Genomic DNA, 22,238 nt, shown 5'->3' with positions numbered 1-22,238 from the left:
CTGGAGGTATTCATTTTGAAGATATTCCATTTGCTCAACAAATCAAATATCAAGTAGAAACAGCTATTGATGAATGTCATTTAATAGTCTGGGTTGTTGATGGTCAAACTAGATTAGTTCAAGAAGAATTTGAAATCGCAAAAAATATACATAAAAAAAAAAAAAATGTTATTATTGCGGTCAATAAAATAGATAATATTCAATTACAAGAAAATATTTATGATTTTTATTCATTAGGTTTTAATAATATTATTAGCATCAGTACCAAACATGGAATAGGTATAGGTAATTTATTAGATAAAATTATTTCTTATTATCCTTCAGAAAACAAAAAAATAAAAGAAAAAACAAAAGATTTAAAATTTTGTTTAGTGGGGCGCCCAAACGTAGGTAAGTCTACTTTAACCAATGCTTTACTATTTAAAGAGAGAATGATTGTTTCTAATATTCCAGGAACAACAACTGATGTTGTTGATACTTTTTTTGAAAAAGATAACCAAAACTATCGTATAATAGATACCGCAGGATTAAAAAAAAGAGGAAGCATTACAGAAAAAAAAGATAAATATAGTTTTTTAAGAACTTTAAATGCTATTGAAAGTTGTGATATTGTTTGTTTTTTACTAGATTCGACCCAAGAAATTGTTGATCAAGATAGAAATATTGCGGCTATTATTTTCAATTATGCTAAACCTTGTATTATTATTTATAATAAATGGGATTTGATCGACGCAGATGAAAAAGATATAAAAAAATTTGAATCTATTTTAAAAAAAGAATTTAAATTTTTAAAATATGCTCCTATAGTTTTTTTATCTGCTAAAACTAGAAATAGAATTCATACTTTATTCCTAGTTTTAAAAGAAGTTTTTGCAAATTATAATCGAAAATTTTCAGCTTCTCTTTTAAATGATATTTTGAATGAAGCAATTCAAATTAATCCTCCTTCTTTTTTTAATAAAGGGAAAGCTAAATTTTACTATTTAAAACAAACAATGGTTCAACCACCTGAATTTTTATGTTTAGTAAATAATCCGCTTTTTATTCATTTTTCTTATGAAAGATTTTTAAAAAATCAATTAAGATTAAATTTAGAATTAAAAGGAATTCCTTTAAAAATAAAATTTAAAAAGAAAGAAATTTATTTATGAAAAAAGTAACTATCATAGGTGGAGGGTCTTGGGGATTGGCTTTATCACAGGTTTTAACAGATAACAAAAATGAAGTATTAATTTATGATAATGATACAGAAAAAATAAAAAAAATAAACGATAGAAAACATCCTTTTTTAGATATTTTGTTACCTATAAATATAAAAGCTACTGACAATTTAAAACAAGCTTTATCTTTTTCAAATTTTATTTTTTTATCTATTCCAACCCAAAATATGAGATCTTTATTAAAACAAATTAATTTAATTATTGATTTTCCTAAAAATTTTATTAACACTTCTAAAGGTATAGAATATAAAAGTAATAAAATTATTTCCCAAATTTTAAAAGAAGAAATAGATATGAATAAAATTCAAAATTATGCTTATATTTCTGGTCCTTCCCATGCTGAAGAAGTTATCATACGTAAAATTACTTTTATTGAAGTTATTTCCTTACAAAAAAGTTTTGCTTTGCAAATTTCCAAATTATTATCAAATCCGAATTATTTTAAAGTTATTGTTTCTAATGATATAACAGGAGCAGAAATTTGTTCATCTTTTAAAAATGCTTTATCTTTAGTAAGTGGTATTTTAGACAGCCAAAATTTTAGTGATAATGCGAAATCTGCTTTTATTACTTTAGGGTTAAAGGAAATGAAACTTATTTTAAATTTATTTTCTTCTACTTCTGAAAAAACTGTTTTAAGTCTTTCAGGTGTTGGAGATTTAATTGTTACCTCTTTTAATAAAAAATCTCGTAATTATCAATTTGGCCAAAAAATTAACCTAGGAGAATCTATCACAAATATTCTTAAAAATTCAAAACAAACAATTGAAGGCATTCACAATTTGAAAGTCTTTTATAATTTAGCAATTCAAAATAAAATAAAATTACCTATTATTGAAAATGCTTATCAAGTTATTTTTCAAAAAAAATCAATTAAATTTCTTTTAAAACATATTTTTGAACAAATTGAATAAAATAAAATAATTAAAAAATAAAAAAACATATAAATATATGTTATATTTTTTTAATATTTTGTATTAATAATATTTTTTTGTGTTAGAATATCTTAGAATTTGAAATGTTTTTATAAGTTTTGAATGAATTTACTAAGAAAATTAAAAAAAGATAAAGTAATAATTAGGAGAATATAAAATGAATAAATTAGAATTAATAAATAAATTATCAGAAGATTTGGGAGTGAAAAAAGATCAAGTAGAAAATTTTTTTGCTTCTTTAAATAAAATTATAATTAAAAACTTAAAAAATAAAAAAGAATCAGATCCTCAAGTAAAAATGAACAAAGTTATTGTTGGTGATCTAGGAGCTGTTCATTTAAAACATAGAAAAGAAAGAATTTGTAAAGTTCCAAAAAGTGATAAAGTTTTAACCATTCCGGCAAAAGATGTCCCTGTATTTAAAATAGGTAAAAAATTTATGGATTTATTTAATGGGTGAAAAGATTATTTTTTATTATATTAAATTTTATTATATTAAAAAAAGGAAGTTATTTATATAAAATGACTTGGCATAATGAAACTTATATCATCGGAGAAAGAGTAAAAGTTAAATACGAAAAAGAAATTGGTGTTGTGACTCGTATTGACACAAAAAAAGGATTTATCTGTGTCTTATTTCCTAGATCAAGAGAAGTTCTTTATAATTATCCTGATGATTTAGAAAACGAAAATATTAAACCTTTTGTGTCTAAAAAATAGTGATATTATTTATAGATTATTATATTTTTTATTTATAAAATTTTTTAAAAAAGGTTTTTAAAAATGAGTGATTTAGTAAAATTAATTTGTACAGAATGCGGTAGAGAAAATTATCATACCTATAAAAATAAAAAAAAAAATCCTAAACGTTTAGAATTTAAAAAATATTGTCCTTTTTTACTTAAACATACTTTACATATAGAGAAAAAATAATTTTTTGGAGGAATTTTTAATTTTGATATCTTCTTTTTATGAACAAAATCGTTCTTTATTGCTTTCCAAATTAAAAAAGCAAAGTATTGCCATATTATTTTCTAATAATAAAAATTTTACACTTGATTCTGATGCTGATTTTGAATCAGAAAAAAATTTTTATTATTTAACAGGAATATCAGAAAATAATGCTGCTTTATTAATGATTAAAGATGTTCAAGAAAGAACAAAATCCTTTTTATTTTTGAAAAAAATTAATTCAGTAGAACAAAAATATAATGGTATTAGTTTAACATTAGAAGAAGCTTCAAAATTAAGTTGTATTCCTTTAGAAAATTGTTTAGATATAAATTGTTTGAATTCTTTTTTAATTAATTTAATGAATAATTTTAAGAGAGATAATATAGATTTTATTAAAAATATTTATTTAGATTTTTTAATTCCTCATTTAAATCCAAACAATTTATCTTTGATAAAAGCTCGTTGGATAAATGATAATTACCCTTACATTAATATTAAGAATATTTCTAGTTTTTTATCTCAAATGAGAACTATTAAAAAAGAAGAAGAAATTATTTTCATAAAAAAAGCTATTCATATTAATGAAATCGCTTTAAGAGAAATAGTAAAAATTTTAAAACCAGGAATTTATGAATATCAAATTACATCTTTTTATAATTATTTTTTATCCAATCGTTGTCTTTCTCCTTCTTTTAAGACAATTGTTGCTTCTGGTAAAAATGCAGTTATTTTACATTATAAAAAACAAAAAGATGTAATTAAATATGATGATGTTGTCTTATTAGATTTAGGAGTTAGATATAATAATTACTCTTCTGATATTTCTCGTTGTTTTCCTGTTAGTGGTAAATTCAATTCATTTCAAAAAATTATTTATAATTTAGTTTTGGAAGCTAATAAGAAAATTATTGATTGGATTAAACCAGGATGTACTTTTGCCGAAATAAATTCATATGGTAAAAATCTTTTAAAAGATGGTTTGATAAAAAATAATTTACTTAAAGAAAACGAATCTATCGAAAAATATTTTTATCATGGGATATCTCATTATTTAGGTCTAGAAGTTCATGATACTGGAAGTATTTCCGAACCCATTTTAGAAAATAGTGTTATAACTGTAGAACCTGGTTTATATTTTGAAGAATTCAATTTAGGAATACGAATCGAAGATGATATTTTAATTAAAAACAATCAAAATATAATTTTATCAAAAGATATTCCAAAAGAAATAAAAGATATCGAAGATTTAGTAAGGGGTATTATATAAACAAAAAATAAGAAAATTTAGTTTATTTTTCAAATTAGGCCCTGTAGCCAAGTGGTAAGGCATGGCTCTGCAAAAGCTGGATCGATGGTTCAAATCCATCCAGGGCCTCCATTATTAAAAAATATTTTCAAAAAAGAAAGATTATTGTCATTGAAAATAACTTTTTTTGAAAATATTTTTTATATTAATTTTTTTAAAAATAAAAAATATTTCAATAATGTTTATTTATTTTTAGATTTAAATTTAAACTTATTTTCTCTCCCATGGATTAAATTAATTATATTATTATAATGTTTTATGAAAATTAAAATAGTAATAAAAAGAATAATAAAGAGATTTTCTAAATTGATAATATTATTAATTTTATTTTTTAAAAAAAACCATTTAAACCATAAAAAAAAATTAACCAAGGAAGTTGATAAAAGAGAAGATAAAGAAGAATATCCCGATATTCTTACAAAAATAAGAAAAAACATAATTCCTAAAAAACCAATAAAAGGATCGATGATAGTAATAATTCCAACAGATGTAGCGATAGCTTTTCCACCTTTAAATTTACTAAAAATAGAAAACATATGCCCTAAAACAGTAAATAACCCAAAATAAATAAAATATTTTTCATTTTGGAAAAAAAAAAGCAAAAAACCTTTTAAAAAATCTAAAACAAAAACTATTAAACCATATTTTTTTCCTAAAACCCTCACCGCATTAGAAGCGCCCATATTTTTTGAACCTAATAATCTTAAATCTTTATTCAAAAATTTTTTTCCTATTATTAAAGATGTTGGAATAGATCCTATAAAATAAAAAAATAATATTTTGATTAATATTAATATAAAGTCAACCATTTGAAATTTTTTACCTTTTTTGTTTATTATATTTGCAAATAAATAGAAATATTATTTTCATTATTTTTTTTATTTTATAAATTTTGAAAAATTAGATTATTTTTCTGAATAATTAAAATTATAAATTTCTACTATTCTCGACTTAATAAAAAATAATAAAATAAAATTAATTAAATTGGAAATAAAAACAGGAATAATATTAAAAATAAAAACAAATAAAAATTTTATTATATTTGAATTAGTTTGTAATTTGGAACCATAAAAATTAATCCATATCCAACCAACCCTGGTTCTAGATATACTTTGAATTAAAATAATTAAGATAAAACAAAATAATATTTTTTTAAATTTTTTTTGAAAAAAAGAAAACTTAAATAAAGATAAAAAAAGATAAGAAAATAAAGGAAAAAATGTTCCGAATAATTCCATAATAAAAATAAAATAAAATCTAGTTTCAATATTCATTTTTTTATCTTTGAATAAACTAATTACTTTAATATAATTTGGTAATGAATAAAAATATGAAAAAATAATTATATAAATAGATACAAAGAATAAAGAATAATTAAAAGAAAAAAAAACACATATAATAATAATTGGCAAATACCAAAAAGCCCAAAAAGGAACTTGAGATAATGGCATTTTGATAAAACTTATATTTTTAATAAATAAATTATTTATTTGTGATAAAACTAAAGCTAAAGATATTAATATACTTCCTAAAACTATTTTTCTTAAATTATATTTATTTTTTTGAATATTCATAAATTATTTTATTTTCTTAATATTTTGTTAATTGAATTTAAAAAAAATATATTTACAAAGTTATTATATATTTATTTTTAATTATTTTTTATTGTAAAAAAATAATAATTTATATTGTAAAATATAATAAATTATTCTTTTATTAAAATTTTAGTTTTATTAAATATAAAAGATTTAATTAAATTATTTAAAAAATGTCTCTTTTTTTTTACATAAAAAATTAATAAAATTATTTAATAACTTTTTAATTTTAAAAAATCTCATTTTAAAATAAACATTAATATTTATTAATGTTTATTTATTTACTTTTTAAGAAAAAATGTTTTAAAAATTAATTATTATTTGTGATAAAAAAATATTATAGGTTATAATGGGAACGATATTATAATTTTTTTTATTTTTATACTATAAAATAAAATTATAAAAATAAAAATATGTAAATTTAAAATAACAAAATTAATATGTAACAAAAAAATTTATTATAAATAAAAAAATGTTTAATTGTTTTTATATTTTTTAATTTTAAAAATAAAAAAATATTATTTATTTTTAAAATATGAAAAAATTACTTGGATATTTTAGAACATATTAAAAAAATTTTAATATTTTATATTAACAAGAGGTTATAAAAGAGTATTATAAATGATCTATCACAAAGTAATAATATTTTTTAAAAATTTTTGTTTTTTTTTCTTTAATTATTTTATTTATAACATTATTGTAATTATTTTTTTATACATAATTATTTTAAATATTTTGCATTATTTTTATCCTAAATATACTTATAATTTATTTCTTTTTAATATTTATCATGTTCCAAGTGACAGTATGGAACCTATTATCAAAGAAAATTCTTTTATTATTGTAAAAAAAATAAATTATAATGACTGCGCTAATTTACAAAATGGTGACATTATAATGTTTTATATTGATGAAGAATACCAAACCAATGAAATATTAAAAAAAGTACCTTTAGTAGTACATGAAGTACAAAATAATAATTTATCTAAAAGAGAAGTTACAACTAAAGGAATTAATAATGAACATATCTTAGATTTTGAAAAAAAAATAAGTTATGAAAATATCATGTATAAATTTGTTTATAATTTTTCTCAAAAAAAATTTTTCTATATTTTAGGATTTTTGTTAATTGCTTTATTATTAATATCATTGATTAAATCTCCTATTTTTTTAGAAATTAAAAATTTAAGAAAAAAAATTTAATTTTTGGTAGTTATAAAAAAAATTATTTTTTTTAATTGTTAAAAATAAAATAGCTTAATTAAAAATTAAAATAAATTTAATTAAATAAAAATTCTTTTAAAATAAATTTTTTTATATTATTCATCTATATTTAATAAAAATAGATTTTTTTTATATAAATATATCGTGATATAATTCAAATAATTTTATATAAAAAATAATTTTAAATTTTTTAAAGGATACATAAATGATTCTTATTGACGCAAAAAATAAAATTAAAGTGGCCATCACTTCAACTTAGTATTTGTTGAGGAGATTATTATCCATATCAATTTCAAAATATTGATTTAATTAGAACAAAAATTTATATAAATAAAAAAATATATTCAGATGGCGAAACTATAAAAGAAAGTACTTTTTATAAAAAACTAAGTAAAAAAATGATTTAGTTATTAAAACATCTCAACTTTCTTTGGAGAGAAATCATTTTGTACTTTTGTAATTTAGCTGAAAAATGTTATAAAAAAATTTTTATTTTAACTCTTTCTCTAAAATTAAGTGGTAGTGTAGTTATAATTCAATCGAACAAGCTAAAAAAAAGTAAGCGATATTATTCAAGTTATTACTTATGATACCAAAAACTATTTGTTTTTTTATGAAGGTTTTGTTGCTTTGAAAACGCAATATCTTTTTGAACAAAATAAATCTATAAAAGAAGTTATCCAAGAATTAGATTTTTTAAAAAAATAAAACTATTTTTTTATGGTAAATTCTTTAAATCAATTAATTAATAACGGTCTTTTTAAATAAAATCAAAGTTTTTATAGTTATATTGTTTAAAATAAAAACTATTTTACAAGTAGATCATAAAGGAGAAATCATTTTGATTAATAAAAAACTAACTATAGAAAAATCATTTTGTTATATAATTAAAAAAATACCAAATTATATAAAAAATAAAAAAATTTTAATTCATATACTTACAACTGGAAATTCTGATTTAACAAAAAGATTAAAACTGTTATTACAAAAAGAATTTAAATTAAACGATATTTTAGAAATTCTTTCTTCTTCGCCCGCAATAGAAACACATATTGGTGATAATTTTTAGGGATAGGAGTCATAATTTTAAAATAACAAAAAATAATTTATTAATAAAAGGAAAAATGTTACTAGAAGAAATGAAAAAAAATGGTTTTGAATCTTATATTGTGGGTGGTGCGATAAGAGATATATTTTTAAATATTGAACCTAATGATATCGATATAACAACAAATGGCCATTATAAAGAAATGAAAAAATTTTTTATTTGCAAAAAAAAAAATATAAAATATGGAACTTTTCAAATTATTTTTGAAAAAGAAAAATTTGAAGTAACTACTTACAGAAAAGAAAAATTTTATTCAAATTATAGAACTCCTGATTATGTAGAATTTATTTCAGATATTCGTGAAGATTTAAAAAGACGTGATTTCACTATTAATGGATTTTTATTAAACGAAAAATTTCAAATTTTAGATTATGTAGGTGGTTTTTCTGATTTAAAAAAAAAACAAATAAGAACAATTGGTAATCCTTATAAAAAATTAGAAGAAGATGCACTAAGAATAATGAGAATTTTTGTTTTACAATCCAAAACTAATTTTAAAATAGAAAAAGAAACAAAAAAAGCACTTTTATCAAAAATTTTTTTGTTAGAAAAAATTCATCCTCAAGAAATATTAAAAGAATTAAAAAAAATAACAAAACAAAAATTCTTCCGAAAAGCTTTTCTTTCTTTAAAAACCACTAATGCACTTTTTTTCATTAAAGATTTTCAAAAAGTTATTATTTTTATAATTAAACAAAAAATAAAAAAAATAAATCCTGATATGTTTTTAGATTTATTTTTTATTTTTAATCCAAAAATAACTAAATATTTTTATTTTAGCAAAAGAGAAAAAAATAGATTTAAAAAAATTTTTTATTTATATAGAATTATTTTATATCCATTATTAATAAAATAATTTTTTTATTAAAATTAATAATTTTAAGATAAAGTATATTTTAAAATATTGTCAATTATTTTTTATTTATTAATTAACAAAAAAGAAATTTTATATTTTTTTATTTTCATAATCAAACTTTAATACCGATTTTTAATACTATCTTTAGAATAAACAATAAAATTATATATCAAATCTGAATATCTATCTAAAAAAGTTTATATTAAAACAATCAGTTCTTTCTCTTGAAATAAATCTTCTTTTTTTAAGGGGGGATTAGAATATATATTAATACTTATGAATTAATTGAACAAAAAGAGGTTGATAACGTTAGAAGATTTAATTTCATAATTTTATATTTTTTTGTCTTTTAAAAAAATTAAATCATTTATTTTTTCTTCTTTTTTAATTTTTTTTCTTTCGTTATCTTTTTTTATTAATTTGCGAAAGAATCTTTTTTATAAAAAATAAATTGAAAAAATTATTATATAAAAACAAAATATTGTAATGTTGACAATTTGAAAATAATAAAAAAATTTTAATTTTGAATTTTGAAAATTTTATTTCAATACTTAATTATATATTTTTATAACAATTAAATTTAATATGATTTTTGTTTTTTATAACATAAAAAAATGGTATAATAATAAATATTATTGATAATGAAAGTATTTTTTTAATAATTTAATTTTAATATAAAAAGACCAAATTTGCTACTATTTAAAAGTATTATATTAGTTAATAAAATAATGAAATTGAAATTCATTAAAATTCATTTATTTTATTAAGTCTATTAAGTTGAATCACATAAAAATCAAAAGAAGGAGTTTTATATTTAAAAAAATGTCACGTTACAAAAATCCAAGTTGGAAAATTTCACGTCGTCTTAACTTTTCTTTATCTGAAACAGGTAAAGAATTGATAAAAATGAATAATAATATTTATAAATCTAAAAAGAAAAGAAATAAATCAAGCGATTATGATATTCAACTAAAAGAAAAGCAAAAAGTTCGTTTTTTTTATGGAATTTCAGAAAAACAATTAAAAAGATTTTTTTATAATTCCTCAAAACTTAAAGGAATTCAAGGAGAAAAGTTTCTTATTTTATTAGAATCTCGATTGGATAATATTGTTTATCGTTTGAATTTAGCTAAAACAAGAGCACAAGCAAAACAATTAATTTCTCACGGTCATATTTTAGTAGATGACAAGAAAGTAGATATTTGTTCTTATTGTTTAAAACCAGGTCAAAAAATTTCTATTAAAGAAAAATCTAAAAATTTATCTATTATTCAAACTTCTTTGACAGATAAAAAAAACAATAATATAGAATATATTTCTTTAGATAAGAAAACTTTAACTGGTAGATATATAAGATATCCAAATAGAAATGAATTTTTAACAGATATTAATGAACAATTAATTGTTGAATTTTATAATAAATAAAAATATTTTTTTTATTTTAAAATTAAAAAATTAATCAAAAAATATAAAAATAAAAATATGAAAAAAAATAAAAAAAATTTATTATGTTCTTTATCTATCGAAGAAATTAGTAATAAAAATATAAATGAAAATTTAAAAGATTTCAAGACAAGTTTTGATGGTTTATCTTTTGAAGAGGTAGAAAATAGACGAGCCATTTATGGTGAAAATGTTTTAGAAAAAAGAAAAAAGTTTCTATTACTTGAATTAGTTTCTATTATATTTAGTCCTTTTAACCTTATTTTATTATTTATAATTTTTTTTTATTTATTCAATATTTATATTTCCCAAGAAAAAGAAAATATTGAATATTCTACTATTTATTTTATAAGTTTTTTTTTATTTATTTCTAGTATTATAAATCTTACTCAAATTTTAAAATTTTCCAAAGTATCAGAAAAGTTACAAAAAAAAATACAAATAAAAACCATTGTTAAAAGAAAATCTTGCATTTTAGAAATCCCTCTCAGCGAAATTGTTGTCGGAGATATTGTTTTTTTATCAGTAGGAAATATTATTCCAGCGGATATTAAAATTTTTGAAAGTAATGATTTTTTTGTAAAAGAAACAGCTTTAACAGGAGAAAGTGAACCTGTCAAAAAAGATGCTTTATCTTTAGAAAATTATAAAAATATTCTAGAAGATAAAAAAATTGTTTTTATGGGAACTAATGTTATTTCTGGATACGCTAAAGGAATTGTAATTGCAATTGGTGATGAAACTTATCTAGGTAAAATTAATAAAATTCTTATTAAAAAAAAGCCAACTTCTAATTTAGAAAAAAAAATTAGTTCTATTAGTAAAATTTTAACTTTATGTATTTTTTTTATTTTTCCCTTAATTTGTTTCATTTCTTTTATAAAAAATCCATCTTGTTTTAATCTTTTAGAATCCTTTCTTTTTGCTTTAACAATGACTTTAGGAATAACACCTGAAATGCTTCCTTTAATTGTTACTACTTCTTTCTTAACTGGAATTTATTCTTTATCGAAAAAAAATGTTATTGTTAAAAATTTATATTCAATGCAAGATTTTGGTTTCATGAATATTTTATTTTCAGATAAAACAGGAACTTTAACAGAAGATAAAATTCATGTTGAAAATTATTTAGATTTAGAGAATAAAAAAAATTTTATAGTTTTAGAATATGCTTTTTATAACAATTATTTTCAATCAAGTATACAAAATTCTATTAAATTTGCAATTATTCAAGAAAGCCAAAATAAAATAAAAGAGAAAACTAAATTAGAATTTTTGGAAAAAAAATTTAACAAAATAAATGAAACTCCATTTAATTTTAGAGATCGAAAATTAAGTGTTTTTTTAGAAAATAAAAAAAATAAAAGTTTTATAATAATTACACAAGGCTCTATTGAAGAAATATTAGAAATCTGCGATTACTATATTCTTCCAGAAAATGATGATTTCTTATTTAATGAAAAAAAAATCCCAATTGATAAGAAAAAAATTTTAAAAATAACTGAATATTACAATGAGCAAGGATTTCGTGTTATTGGTCTTGCTTATAAAAAAATAGATAATATTAATGATAATGATAATTTAAATATTAAAAATAAAATGATTATGATAGGTTTTCTTACTTTTTTAGATTATCCTAAAAAAAGTTCCAGTCAAGCAATTTCTCTCTTAAAAAAATATAACGTTAATGTCAAAATGTTAACAGGTGATAATCCTATTTTATCGAAATTTATTGCTTCCAAGATTAATTTATGTAATAGTAAAGAATGTTTATTGGGAACAGAAATAGATAAAATGACTGATCATCATTTGTATCAAAAAGCTCTTCAAATTAATATTTTTGCTAAATTGAACCCTAACCAAAAAGAAAGAATTGTTTCTTTATTCAGAAAAAAAGGTAACATTGTTGGTTACATAGGTGATGGTATCAATGATACTCCTGCTATGAAATCTGCTAATTTTGCAATTGCTGTTGATTCTAGTGTTGATATAGCAAAAGAAACTGCCGATATTCTTTTCTTAAAAGAAGATTTAAAAGTCATTCAAAATGGTATAATTGAAGGACGAAAAACTTATATCAATATGTTAAAATACATTAATTTAACTTTGGCCTCTAATTTTGGTAATGTTTTTAGTATTTTGGTAACATTATATTTCTTGCCTTTTTTACCTTTTTTACCTATTCAAATATTATTTTTAAATTTAATTTATGATATTTCTTGTTTAGTTATTCCTTTTGATAATGTAGATGAAAAATACTTACAAAAACCTAGTACTTGGAAATTAAAGAACATTACTGATTTTATGTTTTTGTTTGGTTTTATTTCTTTTCTCTTTGATATGTTGTTTTTTTATTTAATTTATAAAAAAGGGATGGAAGCAAGAGATTTTCAAATTAAGTGGTTTATTTTTTCCATTTGGACTCAAATTATAAATATTTTTATTTTAAGAACAGAAAATATTATAAAAGATAATAAGATATCTTTTAATTTATTACTTTTTTTGATTTTAAATGGTATTTTTTCCTTGTCATTGCCTTTTATAGAATTTATGAAAAAATTTCTAAAATTTGGAAATAATCCTTTTTTAGAATATCAATATTTTTTAATTTTTTTTATACTTTTAGTTTTATATATTTCTACTATTAGTATCGCAAAAAAGTTTTTTATTTCAAAAAAGAAAAAATTATTTTAAATTATTTTTATTTTATTTATAATTATAAATAAATTTAAAAGGTGTTTTTTAGATTTAATGCAAATTGTTCAATTTATTCAAATATTATTATTATTTGTTTTAATGTTTTTTTTAATTTATGTTTCTTTATTGATTTTTTTTAGTAAGTATGAATTTTTTAAAATTTTATTTTATTTTGTATTAATATTTTTTTTATTTAAATTTTGGCAAGAAATTAAAGAAATTTTTCCTTTCTCTTTGATAAAAAAGTTAAATCTAGTAGATTTTGATATTCGTTCTTGTTTAATGAATTTTTTCTTATTACTTCCATTCATTATAAAAGCTCCATATTTAAGATATCGTTTGCAAAATTTTAATTTTTTGCGTAAAAATAAACAATTTATTGTTGGAAGTAGTAATACTCATCGACAAATTTTAGAATCTGTTTTAGAAATGTCTAAAAAAAAAATAGGAGCTTTGATTACATTAGAAAAATATAATTCTTTGCAACAATATGCTCAAAAATCAATTTTAATTGATGGTAATGTTTCCAAAGAATTATTGCTAAATATTTTTATTCCTAATACTCCGTTACATGATGGAGCAGTTATCATTAGAGGAAATAGAATTTTATCTGCTGGTGCTTATTTTATGTTATCAGAAAAACAAAATTTTAAAAAAAATCAATCAGGAGGTTCTAGACATCTTGCAGCTTTAGGAATCAGTGAAATTACAGATAGTATGACAATTGTTGTTTCTGAAGAAACAGGAAATATTTCTATCGCCTTAGAAGGTATTTTATTGAAAATTGAAGATGCTGAACAAATTAAAGAATATTTAGAAACTTTCATATTATAATATAATATTTTTTTAGTAAATATATAAGAAAGAGATATATAAGTGTTTAAAAATATGAAATCTAATATAAACATAAAAAAAGAAAAAAAATTAGCTTTTGTTGTTGATTCTAGTATTGGAGATAATTTAAATATTGATTATATTCCTAATGTTTATATTGTTCCTCTAACTATTTCTTTAGATGGAGAAGAATTTTTAGAAAAAAAAGATAACAATTTTTTTTTAGATTCTTTTAAAAAAGGTAAAAAAATTACTACAAGTCAACCAAATCCCCAATCATTTGTTAAGGCTTTCAAGAAACAATTGGAACTAGGTTATAAACATGTAGTTTGTTTAACAATATCTAAAAATTTAAGCGGTACTTTTAATAGCGCTTGTAAAGCAAAAGAAATATTAGATAATTCCAATATTACTGTTATTGATACAGAAAGTATTGGACCTGGAATTTTTTTTACTTTAAATAAAATTTATAAATATATTTGCAACACTGATTTAGATTATTATGATATTTTTAATAAAGCTATCAAAGATCAAAAGAAAGGTATGTTTTATTTTTCTTTAGAAGATTTAAAACAATTAAAAATAAATAAAAGAATTAGTAAATTAAAATTTTTTATAGGCAATTTATTAAAAATAAAACCTATTTTAAAATTTCATCAAGGAATAATAACAATCGAAAAAAATATTAGAAGTCAAAAAAATTGTTTTCTTTATTTAATTAAAAGTATTTTAAATTTTAAAAAAAATTGCAATAAACCAATTGAAGTAAAATTAATTTATGTATCAAATGATAAAATTGTTAAAGATTTAAAAAAAGAAATCGAAAAATTGCAAGATTTTGATATTAATGTTTCCATTTATGGTTCTATTTCGAGTATAATTGCTATTCATTTAGGTTCTGAAGGATTTGGTTTTTATTTAAATGAATTTTAAAATTTAAACTTTTTTTTGATATAAAGAAAAAATATTTCAAAAATTAAATTTTGAAATATTTATAAAAATAGTAATAGTTTGAGTTTGAATATCTTTAAAATTGATATTAATTTATAATTTTTTTGAAAATAAAATAATTGTTATTTATTTTTTCATTTTCTAATGTTTTTTTGATAAAATTTCTCTAATTTCTTGAAGTATAATTATTTTTTCTTTTTCTAATTCTTCTATTTTTTTATTATTATCTGATTGTAATTTATTTTTTTTATTTTCTTCTTCATAACTTTTTTTAATCAATTTTTGATAAAAAGATATTACAAATGTATATATACATATTGATACTAAAAAAAATTCAAATACATTTTCAATAAAATTTCCATAATTAATTGAAATTTTTTCATTTAAATTCCATTTCCAATCTTTTATAGAATATTTACTATTCAATAGTAAATTTATAGGTGGCATAATAATATCTACAGATAATGAATTCACTATTTTTGTAAACAGTTGGCTCATTATAAAAGCTATTGCAAGTTTAACAACATCTCCTTTGCTTATAAATTGCCTAAATCCAGTTTGAAATTTTTTTATTTTATCTATATTCATTTCTTAATATCAACAACTTTCTTTTTTTTTTTAAAAAATTTAATAATTATAAATTTTAAATATTCAAATTTTAATATTAATAAATAAATTTAAAATAAAAATTTTGAAATAATTAATAAAATTTATTTATAATTTTTTTTTTTTATAATATTTTTATATGTTTTTTATATGTTATAATATATTTAGTTAACCTTTTTTATTTTTTTATAATAATGTAATTCATTATAAATAATAAATGTATAAAAATAATAAAAATTTAGATTATTCATGTTTATTTATAAAAAAAAGAAATTGGAGATTATTCATTTGGAAATTTTTGAAGTTAACTATCCAATATGGGCAATTTTTTTATTTTTTTTAGTTTTTGTATTATTTTTCGGCCCTACTATTTACTGTATTATTAAAGTATTAGAATTTTTTTATTCTATGTTAAAATTTAACTTAAATTTTATATTTTCTTCAAATAAAAAAAATAAAAACAATAAAGATAAATGTTCTTTTGATGATAGTAAAATTTCTATAACTAATAACCCAACTTTAAATAGGAGTGATTTAAGTTTGATTGAATTAAAGATGTTAGAATCACATCATAAAGAAAATAAAAATCAAATAAATCAACAAAATATACTTCGTTTAGAAATGGATCAAAAAATTAATCAAATGAAATTAGAAAACAAAATATTTTCTATAGAACAAAAAAATTACTTGGAAAAACATAAACTAGAACAACAAATTATTTTTTTAGAAAAAGAAATAGAAAAAATAAAAAACAAAAATAAATCAAATCAAAAAACAGAATCTTTTTCAGAAAAACAAGAAGATAAAAATATAAACGAAGAGAAAATAAATCTTGATTACATTGATAAAGTTATTAAGAAACAAATGCCTAAAAGTTTAAAAAAAATATTTGAAAAAATTTCTGATTTAGAAAATGTTCAATTACATATATTAAATAAACTAATGTATAAAAATAAAAATTCTTATTATGATCATTCTAAAAATATCTTATATGTTAAAGAAAAAGACTTAGTTTTTATAAAAACACTTTTATTTCAAAAAAAAGAAGAAAATAAAAGATTAAATTAAAAAGATTAAAAAAAACAAATAACATAATGTTATTTGTTTTTTAATTTTTGTTAATTATTTTAATTCTAAATATTCTTTTTGTTTAACCTCTTCTTGTTTTTTATTAATTTTTATAATTAATAAACCATTTTCTATACTACCTTGAATATCTTGCATGTTAAAATTTTCGCCTAAATTAAAACTACGTCTAATAACACCTTTAATTCTTTCTTTTCTCAAGTAATTAAATTCATTTTCTTTTTCTTCCTCTTTTTCATGAGGATGAGCTTCTAAAACTAAATAACCATTTTCTAAAAACACTTTAATTTCTTCTTTTTTAAAACCAGGAACTTCACTTATTAAAACATAATGATCTTTATATTCTTTTATATCTGTTTTCATAACAAAGTAATCATCATTTGAAAAAGAAGTACTTCTTAAATTTTCAAATAAATTTTCTAATAAATCAGGATTTTTATTAATTAAACTAATAACAGACATTAAAAAACCAACTCCTTTTTTTGTCAAATATCAAAACAGTTAATAAATAATTCTTTTTAATATTATTTTAAAAAATTTTTAATCTTATTCAATTTTATTTTAATATATCTTTTAATTGTTATTTAATAAATTCAAATTTGTTAAATAACAAAAAATATCACACTATTGATTATATCATTTTATAATTTTGAAATCAATATTTTTTTATTTTTTTAATTATAGAAATATACAATATTTTTTGTAATTTTCAAAAATAAAACTCAAATGATTTAAAAAATAATGTATAATAAAATGTATAATAATATGTTTTATTTAATTTTTATATTTTTTTTAATATAAGATGGCGGTTGTGGCGAAGTGGTTAACGCCGCGGCTTGTGGCGCCGTTATGCGTGGGTTCGATCCCCATCAACCGCCCCATTTTTAAGTATATTTTTTTGTTAGTTAAGGCCCATAGCCAAGCGGCAAGGCAACGGACTTTGACTCCGTGATTCGTTGGTTCGAATCCAGCTGGGCCTGCCAAATTTTATAATTAATTTATTTTTAAAATGAATATATAAGCAGATGTGGCGAAATTGGTAGACGCACTAGACTTAGGATCTAGCACTTTTAAGTATGCAGGTTCGAGTCCTGTCATCTGTACCATTTTTTTAGAAAAAAAGGGATATGATGTTAACGGCAGCATAACGGTCTCCAAAACCGCTTGTTCGGGTTCGAATCCTGATATCCCTGCCATATAAATAATTAAAAAAATAAAAAAAATATGTTTCACAAAAAAAATTTTTTTAAATAACTTTTTTTTATATTAGAAAATTATTAATGTATTTAACTTTTTATTTTAATTGAAATATAAAATAAAAAGTTAAAAAATAAAAATAATTTAAAAAATAATAGTTTTATTAAAAAAGAAATAATTATAAAAGTCAAATTGTTTATTAATAAACAATTTGACTTTATTTTTTATTTTTATTATTTTTTTGATGATTTAACAAGATAAAATTTAATAATCTGAAACTTTGTTTGAAATTTGAAAATTATTTTTTGTTATTATTAAATTTATGAATTAAATCTCTATAAAAAATAGCTTTATCAAAATCTAATTTTTGTGCAGCTTCTTTCATTAATTTTTTAAATTTTGTTAAACTTTTTTTTGTAATATTTTTTGATAAATCAATTTTATAAAATGAACTATTTTTTTTATTTTGTTTGTTAAAATTATTAAAATCAATTTTTTTAGAAATAGATTTTGGTTGGATATTATATTTTTTATTATATTGTTCTTGAATAATGCGGCGTCGATTTGTTTCTGAAATTGCTCTTTTCATTGATAAAGTAATTTTATCCGCATACATAATAACTTTTCCTTCAACATGACGAGCAGATCTTCCAATAATTTGAATTAAACTACTTTCGTTTCTTAAAAAACCAGTTTTATCAGCATCTAAAATAATAATAAGAGACACTTCTGGCAAATCTAACCCTTCTCTTAATAAATTAACGCCAATCAAACAATCATAGACATTCATTCTTAAATCTCGTAAAATTTGTAATCGACTCAAGGAATTGATTTTACTATGTAAAAAAGTTGTTTTAATACCTAATTCTTTTAAATAAGAACTTAATTCTTCACAAAAATCAATTGTAAGAGTAGTTACTAAAACTCTTTCTTTTTTTTCTTGCCTCTTTTTTATTTCAAAATATAAATCTTCCATCTTATTTTTGGAAGATCTTACTTCAATTTGAGGTTCTAAAATAAAAGTTGGTCTGATAATTTGTTCTACAATAGGAATTTTCTTTCCTAATTCATAAGGTCCAGGTGTTGCAGAAAGATAAATTATTTTATCTTTTTTTTGATTAAATTCATTAAACTTTAATGGTCTATTATCTAAAGCACTAGGCAAACGAAATCCGTATTCAATTAATTTTTTTTTACGTTCTTTATCTCCCAAAAACATTCCTTTTATTTGTGGTACAGTTAAATGTGATTCATCAATAATAATTAAAAAATCTGAACCAAAATAATCAATTAAAGTAGTAGGTGGTTCGTCTTTTTCTTTTAGAGAAAGATGACGTGAATAATTTTCAATTCCGTTACAATATCCTAATTCTGATAACATTTCGATATCATATCTTGTTTTCATTTCAATTTTTTGTGCTTCTAGAAATTGATTTCTTGATTTAAAATAATTTATTCGTTCTTTTAATTCTTCGTTAATTCTTTTAATGCTTTCTTTTAATTTTAAACGATTAGTAGCATAAATTGTAGAAGGAAAAATAATTACTTCTTCTAATTCTTTTATTATAAGACCATCTAAAATATTAAAAATTTTAATTTCTTCAATTTTATCATCTACAAAAATTAAACGAATCGCTTCTCTTTGGAAAGTTGAATTTACTAAATCTAAAATATTACCATGAACACGAAATATTCCGCTTTTTAAATTAAAATCATCTCTTTTATATTGGATTTCGATTAATTTTTTAAATAATTTTGTCATTGGATAAAATTGGTTTTTTTTTAAAAATAAAATAGAATTTTTGTAATCTTCAATATCACCAACCCCAAAAATACAAGAAACAGATGAAACAACAATAACATCATCATTATTAATCAAAGAATTAATCGCTTTTTGACGTAATTTTACTATTTCTTCATTGATAGATTTTTCTTTTTCAATATAAATATCACGAGAAATAATATAAGCTTCTGGTTGATAATAATCATAATAAGAAATAAAATATTCTACCTTATTATCAGGAAACATTTCTTTCAACTCATTAAATAATTGACCTGCTAAAGTTTTATTATGAGCGATAATCAATGTTTTTTTATTTAATTTATTAATAATATTTGCTATAGTAAAAGTTTTTCCAGTTCCAGTTGCTCCTAAAATGATTTGTTCTTTGTGACCTTTTTTAAAATTATTTAATAAATTAGAAATGGCTTGTGGTTGATCACCGCTTGGTTTATATAAAGATTTTAATTTAAATTTCATTTTTTTTACTTCATTTATTATTTTTTTATATTTTTAAACATTTGTCTTTTTTTCAAATATTGACCAGTATAACTATCTTGTGTTTTGATAATTTGTTCCAAATTACCTTTTGCAACAATATAACCTCCATTTTTTCCGCCTTTTGGCCCTAAATCTATTATATAATCAGCATTTTGGATTATATCGATATTATGTTCAATAATAATTACTGTATTTTGTTTTTTAATAAGAGTTTCGATTAATTTATTTAATTTTTCAATTTCAAAAGAATGTAATCCTTTGCTTGGTTCATCAAATATATAGATATTATTAGATTTTAAATTTTTTTGAATTTGTTTTACTAAAAATAATCTTTGCATTTCTCCTTCTGATAAATTATTTAATTTATATCCTAAATTTAAATAATTTAAACCAATTTTTTCCAATAATTTTAAAATAATTTTTATTTTATTATGATTATTGAAAAAAAGAGATGCTTCGGAAATTGTCATATCATAAATATCAGAAATATTTTTTTCTTTATATTTTATCTCTAAAGTTTCTGAATTAAATCTTTTTCCTTTACATTGTTCGCAAGATATTAAAAGATTAGATAAAAAAGGCATAAAAATTTTCTTAACTCCTTCACCATGACAACCATGACAACGACCAATTATAGAACTAGAAGAAAAACGATTTTTATTATAACCTCTTGCTTTAGCTTCTGGTAAATTCAAAAATAAATTTCTAATTGGATTTAAAAGTTCAATATAATTAATTAAGTTTGTTTTTTTATTTTGTTTTAAATCTGATTTTTGAATATAAATAATATTTTGTAAAACATTTCTACTTTTTAATAAAACTTTATTTTTTTTATTATTAAAATTAGTATTATTTTTAATTTTTTTTAATCCTTGATATAAAACATCATTAATTAAAGTTGACTTTCCTGATCCTGATACACCAGTAATTACAGTAAATAATCCTAATGGAATATCAATATCAATATTTTTTAAATTATTAACACAAGCGTTACGAATTTCAATTATTTCTCCAGGTGATATTTTTTTTTTTATATAAAGATTATTTTGATTATCCCGGAAATAATTTTTTTTTAAATAATTACCTGTTAAACTATGTTTATTATTTAAAATATCACTAATTAAACCTTGACCAATAATTTTACCCCCTTCTTTACCGCTGCCAGGTCCTAAATCAATAATATAATCAGCAGCTAAAATAATTTCGGGATCATGTTCTATAACTAATAAAGTATTCCCTAAATTAACTAATTGATGAAAAACTTCAATCATTTTTTGATTATTATAAGGGTGTAAACCAATTGAAGGTTCATCTAAGATATAAATAACACCTGTTAACTTAGAACCAATTTGATTAACTAAGAAAATTCTTTGTGTTTCTCCACCTGATAAAGTTGATAAATTCTGATTTAATGTTAGATATTCTAAATCTAATTTTTTTAAAAGTGTTAATCGTTTAATAATTTCGTCTAAAGGGAGAGTAATAATTTTTTTTTCCATTTCGGTTAATTCAATTTTTTCAAAAAAATTTAATAATTCATAAACAGTTAATAAATTTAACTCATAAATATTTTTGTTGTTAATTTTATATGATAAAGAATTATTATTTAGACGAGAACCAGAACAATGAGAACATAAAACATTTGATTTAAATTTCTTTAACCATTTTTGGATATTTTCGTAATCAGAAAAATTTAATTGATAATATTCTAAAATCGGAATAATTCCTTTTATAATTTGTGATGAATCATTATTTAAATTAATTTTTGAACCATACAACAAAATATGAATCAAAGAATTATCCATTTCTTTTAAAGGTTGATAGATATTAATATTATGATGGTTAAGAAGATTATCTAAATAATTTCTGATATTCTTTTCTTTGTTGTTTTGTTGAAAAGGTAAAATACCACCTTCATAAATAGATTTATTTTTATCAAGAATTA

Annotated in this window: 20 protein-coding genes and 5 tRNA genes; 19 read left to right on the top strand and 6 right to left on the bottom strand. The window is 19.5% G+C overall.

Annotation, left to right across the window (positions count from 1 at the left end):
* The 7 genes from der to Q8777_RS01580 form a co-directional block, all read left to right on the top strand.
* Positions 1-1,151, top strand: a 1,151-nt coding sequence (gene der / locus Q8777_RS01610) for a ribosome biogenesis GTPase Der (protein WP_318749446.1), incomplete at its 5' end; no start/stop codon positions are given.
* Positions 1,148-2,134 (top strand): NAD(P)H-dependent glycerol-3-phosphate dehydrogenase, encoded by a 987-nt coding sequence (locus Q8777_RS01605; protein WP_318676163.1) that lies wholly within the window; start codon positions 1,148-1,150, stop codon positions 2,132-2,134. The genes der and Q8777_RS01605, both read left to right, overlap by 4 nt.
* 178 nt (positions 2,135-2,312) lie before the next feature.
* Positions 2,313-2,615 carry an HU family DNA-binding protein gene (locus tag Q8777_RS01600; protein WP_318676162.1) on the top strand — a complete coding sequence of 101 codons (303 nt, stop codon included), beginning with the start codon at positions 2,313-2,315 and terminating at the stop codon, positions 2,613-2,615.
* A 62-nt stretch (positions 2,616-2,677) separates the two neighbouring features.
* Positions 2,678-2,875, top strand: a complete 198-nt coding sequence (locus tag Q8777_RS01595) for a hypothetical protein (protein WP_318676161.1) — start codon at positions 2,678-2,680, stop codon at positions 2,873-2,875.
* A 63-nt stretch (positions 2,876-2,938) separates the two neighbouring features.
* Positions 2,939-3,088, top strand: a complete 150-nt coding sequence (gene rpmG / locus Q8777_RS01590) for a 50S ribosomal protein L33 (RefSeq protein ID WP_318676160.1) — start codon at positions 2,939-2,941, stop codon at positions 3,086-3,088.
* Between the two features lie 4 nt (positions 3,089-3,092).
* Positions 3,093-4,376, top strand: a complete 1,284-nt coding sequence (locus Q8777_RS01585) for a Xaa-Pro aminopeptidase (RefSeq protein ID WP_318749353.1) — start codon at positions 3,093-3,095, stop codon at positions 4,374-4,376.
* 37 nt (positions 4,377-4,413) lie between these two features.
* Positions 4,414-4,487 (top strand) — tRNA-Cys (locus tag Q8777_RS01580).
* 110 nt (positions 4,488-4,597) lie between these two features.
* Here Q8777_RS01580 and plsY read toward each other — a convergent pair.
* Positions 4,598-5,224: a glycerol-3-phosphate 1-O-acyltransferase PlsY gene (gene plsY / locus Q8777_RS01575; protein ID WP_318676158.1), complete on the bottom strand. Its 627-nt coding sequence runs from the start codon at positions 5,222-5,224 to the stop codon at positions 4,598-4,600.
* Between the two features lie 96 nt (positions 5,225-5,320).
* Positions 5,321-5,989: a hypothetical protein gene (locus tag Q8777_RS01570; RefSeq protein WP_318676157.1), complete on the bottom strand. Its 669-nt coding sequence runs from the start codon at positions 5,987-5,989 to the stop codon at positions 5,321-5,323.
* A 642-nt stretch (positions 5,990-6,631) separates the two neighbouring features.
* Between Q8777_RS01570 and Q8777_RS01565 the strand changes: the two genes are divergently transcribed.
* The 7 genes from Q8777_RS01565 (at position 6,632) to Q8777_RS01535 (ending at position 15,105) form a co-directional block, all read left to right on the top strand.
* Positions 6,632-7,213 carry a S26 family signal peptidase gene (locus Q8777_RS01565; RefSeq protein ID WP_318676155.1) on the top strand — a complete coding sequence of 194 codons (582 nt, stop codon included), beginning with the start codon at positions 6,632-6,634 and terminating at the stop codon, positions 7,211-7,213.
* Positions 7,214-8,024: 811 nt separating this feature from the next.
* Entirely contained in the window at positions 8,025-8,303 is a 279-nt protein-coding gene (locus tag Q8777_RS01560) for a DegV family protein (protein WP_318749445.1), read from the top strand.
* The gene (locus tag Q8777_RS01555; protein WP_318749444.1) at positions 8,290-9,198 is read left to right on the top strand and encodes a CCA tRNA nucleotidyltransferase; all 909 of its coding nucleotides are present in this window, start codon (positions 8,290-8,292) and stop codon (positions 9,196-9,198) included. The genes Q8777_RS01560 and Q8777_RS01555 overlap by 14 nt, the downstream gene beginning before the upstream one ends.
* Positions 9,199-10,020: 822 nt before the next feature.
* Positions 10,021-10,623 (top strand): 30S ribosomal protein S4, encoded by a 603-nt coding sequence (gene rpsD, locus Q8777_RS01550; protein WP_318676153.1) that lies wholly within the window; start codon positions 10,021-10,023, stop codon positions 10,621-10,623.
* 57 nt (positions 10,624-10,680) lie between these two features.
* Positions 10,681-13,335 carry a magnesium-translocating P-type ATPase gene (gene mgtA / locus Q8777_RS01545; RefSeq protein WP_318676152.1) on the top strand — a complete coding sequence of 885 codons (2,655 nt, stop codon included), beginning with the start codon at positions 10,681-10,683 and terminating at the stop codon, positions 13,333-13,335.
* A gap of 57 nt (positions 13,336-13,392) precedes the next feature.
* Positions 13,393-14,172, top strand: coding sequence for a DNA integrity scanning protein DisA nucleotide-binding domain protein (locus Q8777_RS01540; RefSeq protein WP_318676151.1), 780 nt, complete (start codon positions 13,393-13,395; stop codon positions 14,170-14,172).
* A 42-nt stretch (positions 14,173-14,214) separates the two neighbouring features.
* Complete coding sequence (locus tag Q8777_RS01535) at positions 14,215-15,105, top strand: DegV family protein (protein ID WP_318749354.1); 891 nt, start codon at positions 14,215-14,217, stop codon at positions 15,103-15,105.
* Between the two features lie 159 nt (positions 15,106-15,264).
* On the opposite strand, the gene mscL is transcribed toward Q8777_RS01535, so the two are convergent.
* Complete coding sequence (gene mscL / locus Q8777_RS01530) at positions 15,265-15,711, bottom strand: large conductance mechanosensitive channel protein MscL (protein WP_318676149.1); 447 nt, start codon at positions 15,709-15,711, stop codon at positions 15,265-15,267.
* A gap of 426 nt (positions 15,712-16,137) precedes the next feature.
* Here mscL and Q8777_RS01525 point away from each other — a divergent pair, with 426 nt between their 5' ends.
* Positions 16,138-16,797, top strand: coding sequence for a hypothetical protein (locus tag Q8777_RS01525; protein ID WP_318676148.1), 660 nt, complete (start codon positions 16,138-16,140; stop codon positions 16,795-16,797).
* Between the two features lie 54 nt (positions 16,798-16,851).
* On the opposite strand, the gene Q8777_RS01520 is transcribed toward Q8777_RS01525, so the two are convergent.
* Positions 16,852-17,277 carry an Hsp20 family protein gene (locus Q8777_RS01520; RefSeq protein WP_318676147.1) on the bottom strand — a complete coding sequence of 142 codons (426 nt, stop codon included), beginning with the start codon at positions 17,275-17,277 and terminating at the stop codon, positions 16,852-16,854.
* A 343-nt stretch (positions 17,278-17,620) separates the two neighbouring features.
* Between Q8777_RS01520 and Q8777_RS01515 the strand changes: the two genes are divergently transcribed.
* The 4 genes from Q8777_RS01515 (at position 17,621) to Q8777_RS01500 (ending at position 18,011) form a co-directional block, all read left to right on the top strand.
* Positions 17,621-17,696: transfer RNA gene (locus Q8777_RS01515), tRNA-His, on the top strand.
* A gap of 27 nt (positions 17,697-17,723) precedes the next feature.
* A tRNA-Gln gene (locus Q8777_RS01510) sits at positions 17,724-17,798 on the top strand.
* 38 nt (positions 17,799-17,836) lie between these two features.
* Positions 17,837-17,921 (top strand) — tRNA-Leu (locus tag Q8777_RS01505).
* 15 nt (positions 17,922-17,936) lie between these two features.
* Positions 17,937-18,011: transfer RNA gene (locus Q8777_RS01500), tRNA-Trp, on the top strand.
* A 299-nt stretch (positions 18,012-18,310) separates the two neighbouring features.
* On the opposite strand, the gene uvrB is transcribed toward Q8777_RS01500, so the two are convergent.
* Both uvrB and Q8777_RS01490 read right to left on the bottom strand, forming a co-directional pair.
* Entirely contained in the window at positions 18,311-20,272 is a 1,962-nt protein-coding gene (gene uvrB, locus Q8777_RS01495) for an excinuclease ABC subunit UvrB (protein WP_318676146.1), read from the bottom strand.
* Between the two features lie 17 nt (positions 20,273-20,289).
* A partial coding sequence (locus tag Q8777_RS01490) for an ATP-binding cassette domain-containing protein (protein WP_318749443.1) occupies positions 20,290-22,238 on the bottom strand: 1,949 nt, incomplete at its 5' end.

The sequence above is a fragment of the Candidatus Phytoplasma stylosanthis genome (assembly GCF_032886435.1).
Taxonomy (GTDB): Bacteria; Bacillota_I; Bacilli_A; order Acholeplasmatales; family Acholeplasmataceae; genus Phytoplasma; species Phytoplasma stylosanthis.
The sequence above is the reverse complement of the archived record's forward strand: the minus strand, read 5'-3'. Positions and strand labels throughout refer to the sequence as shown.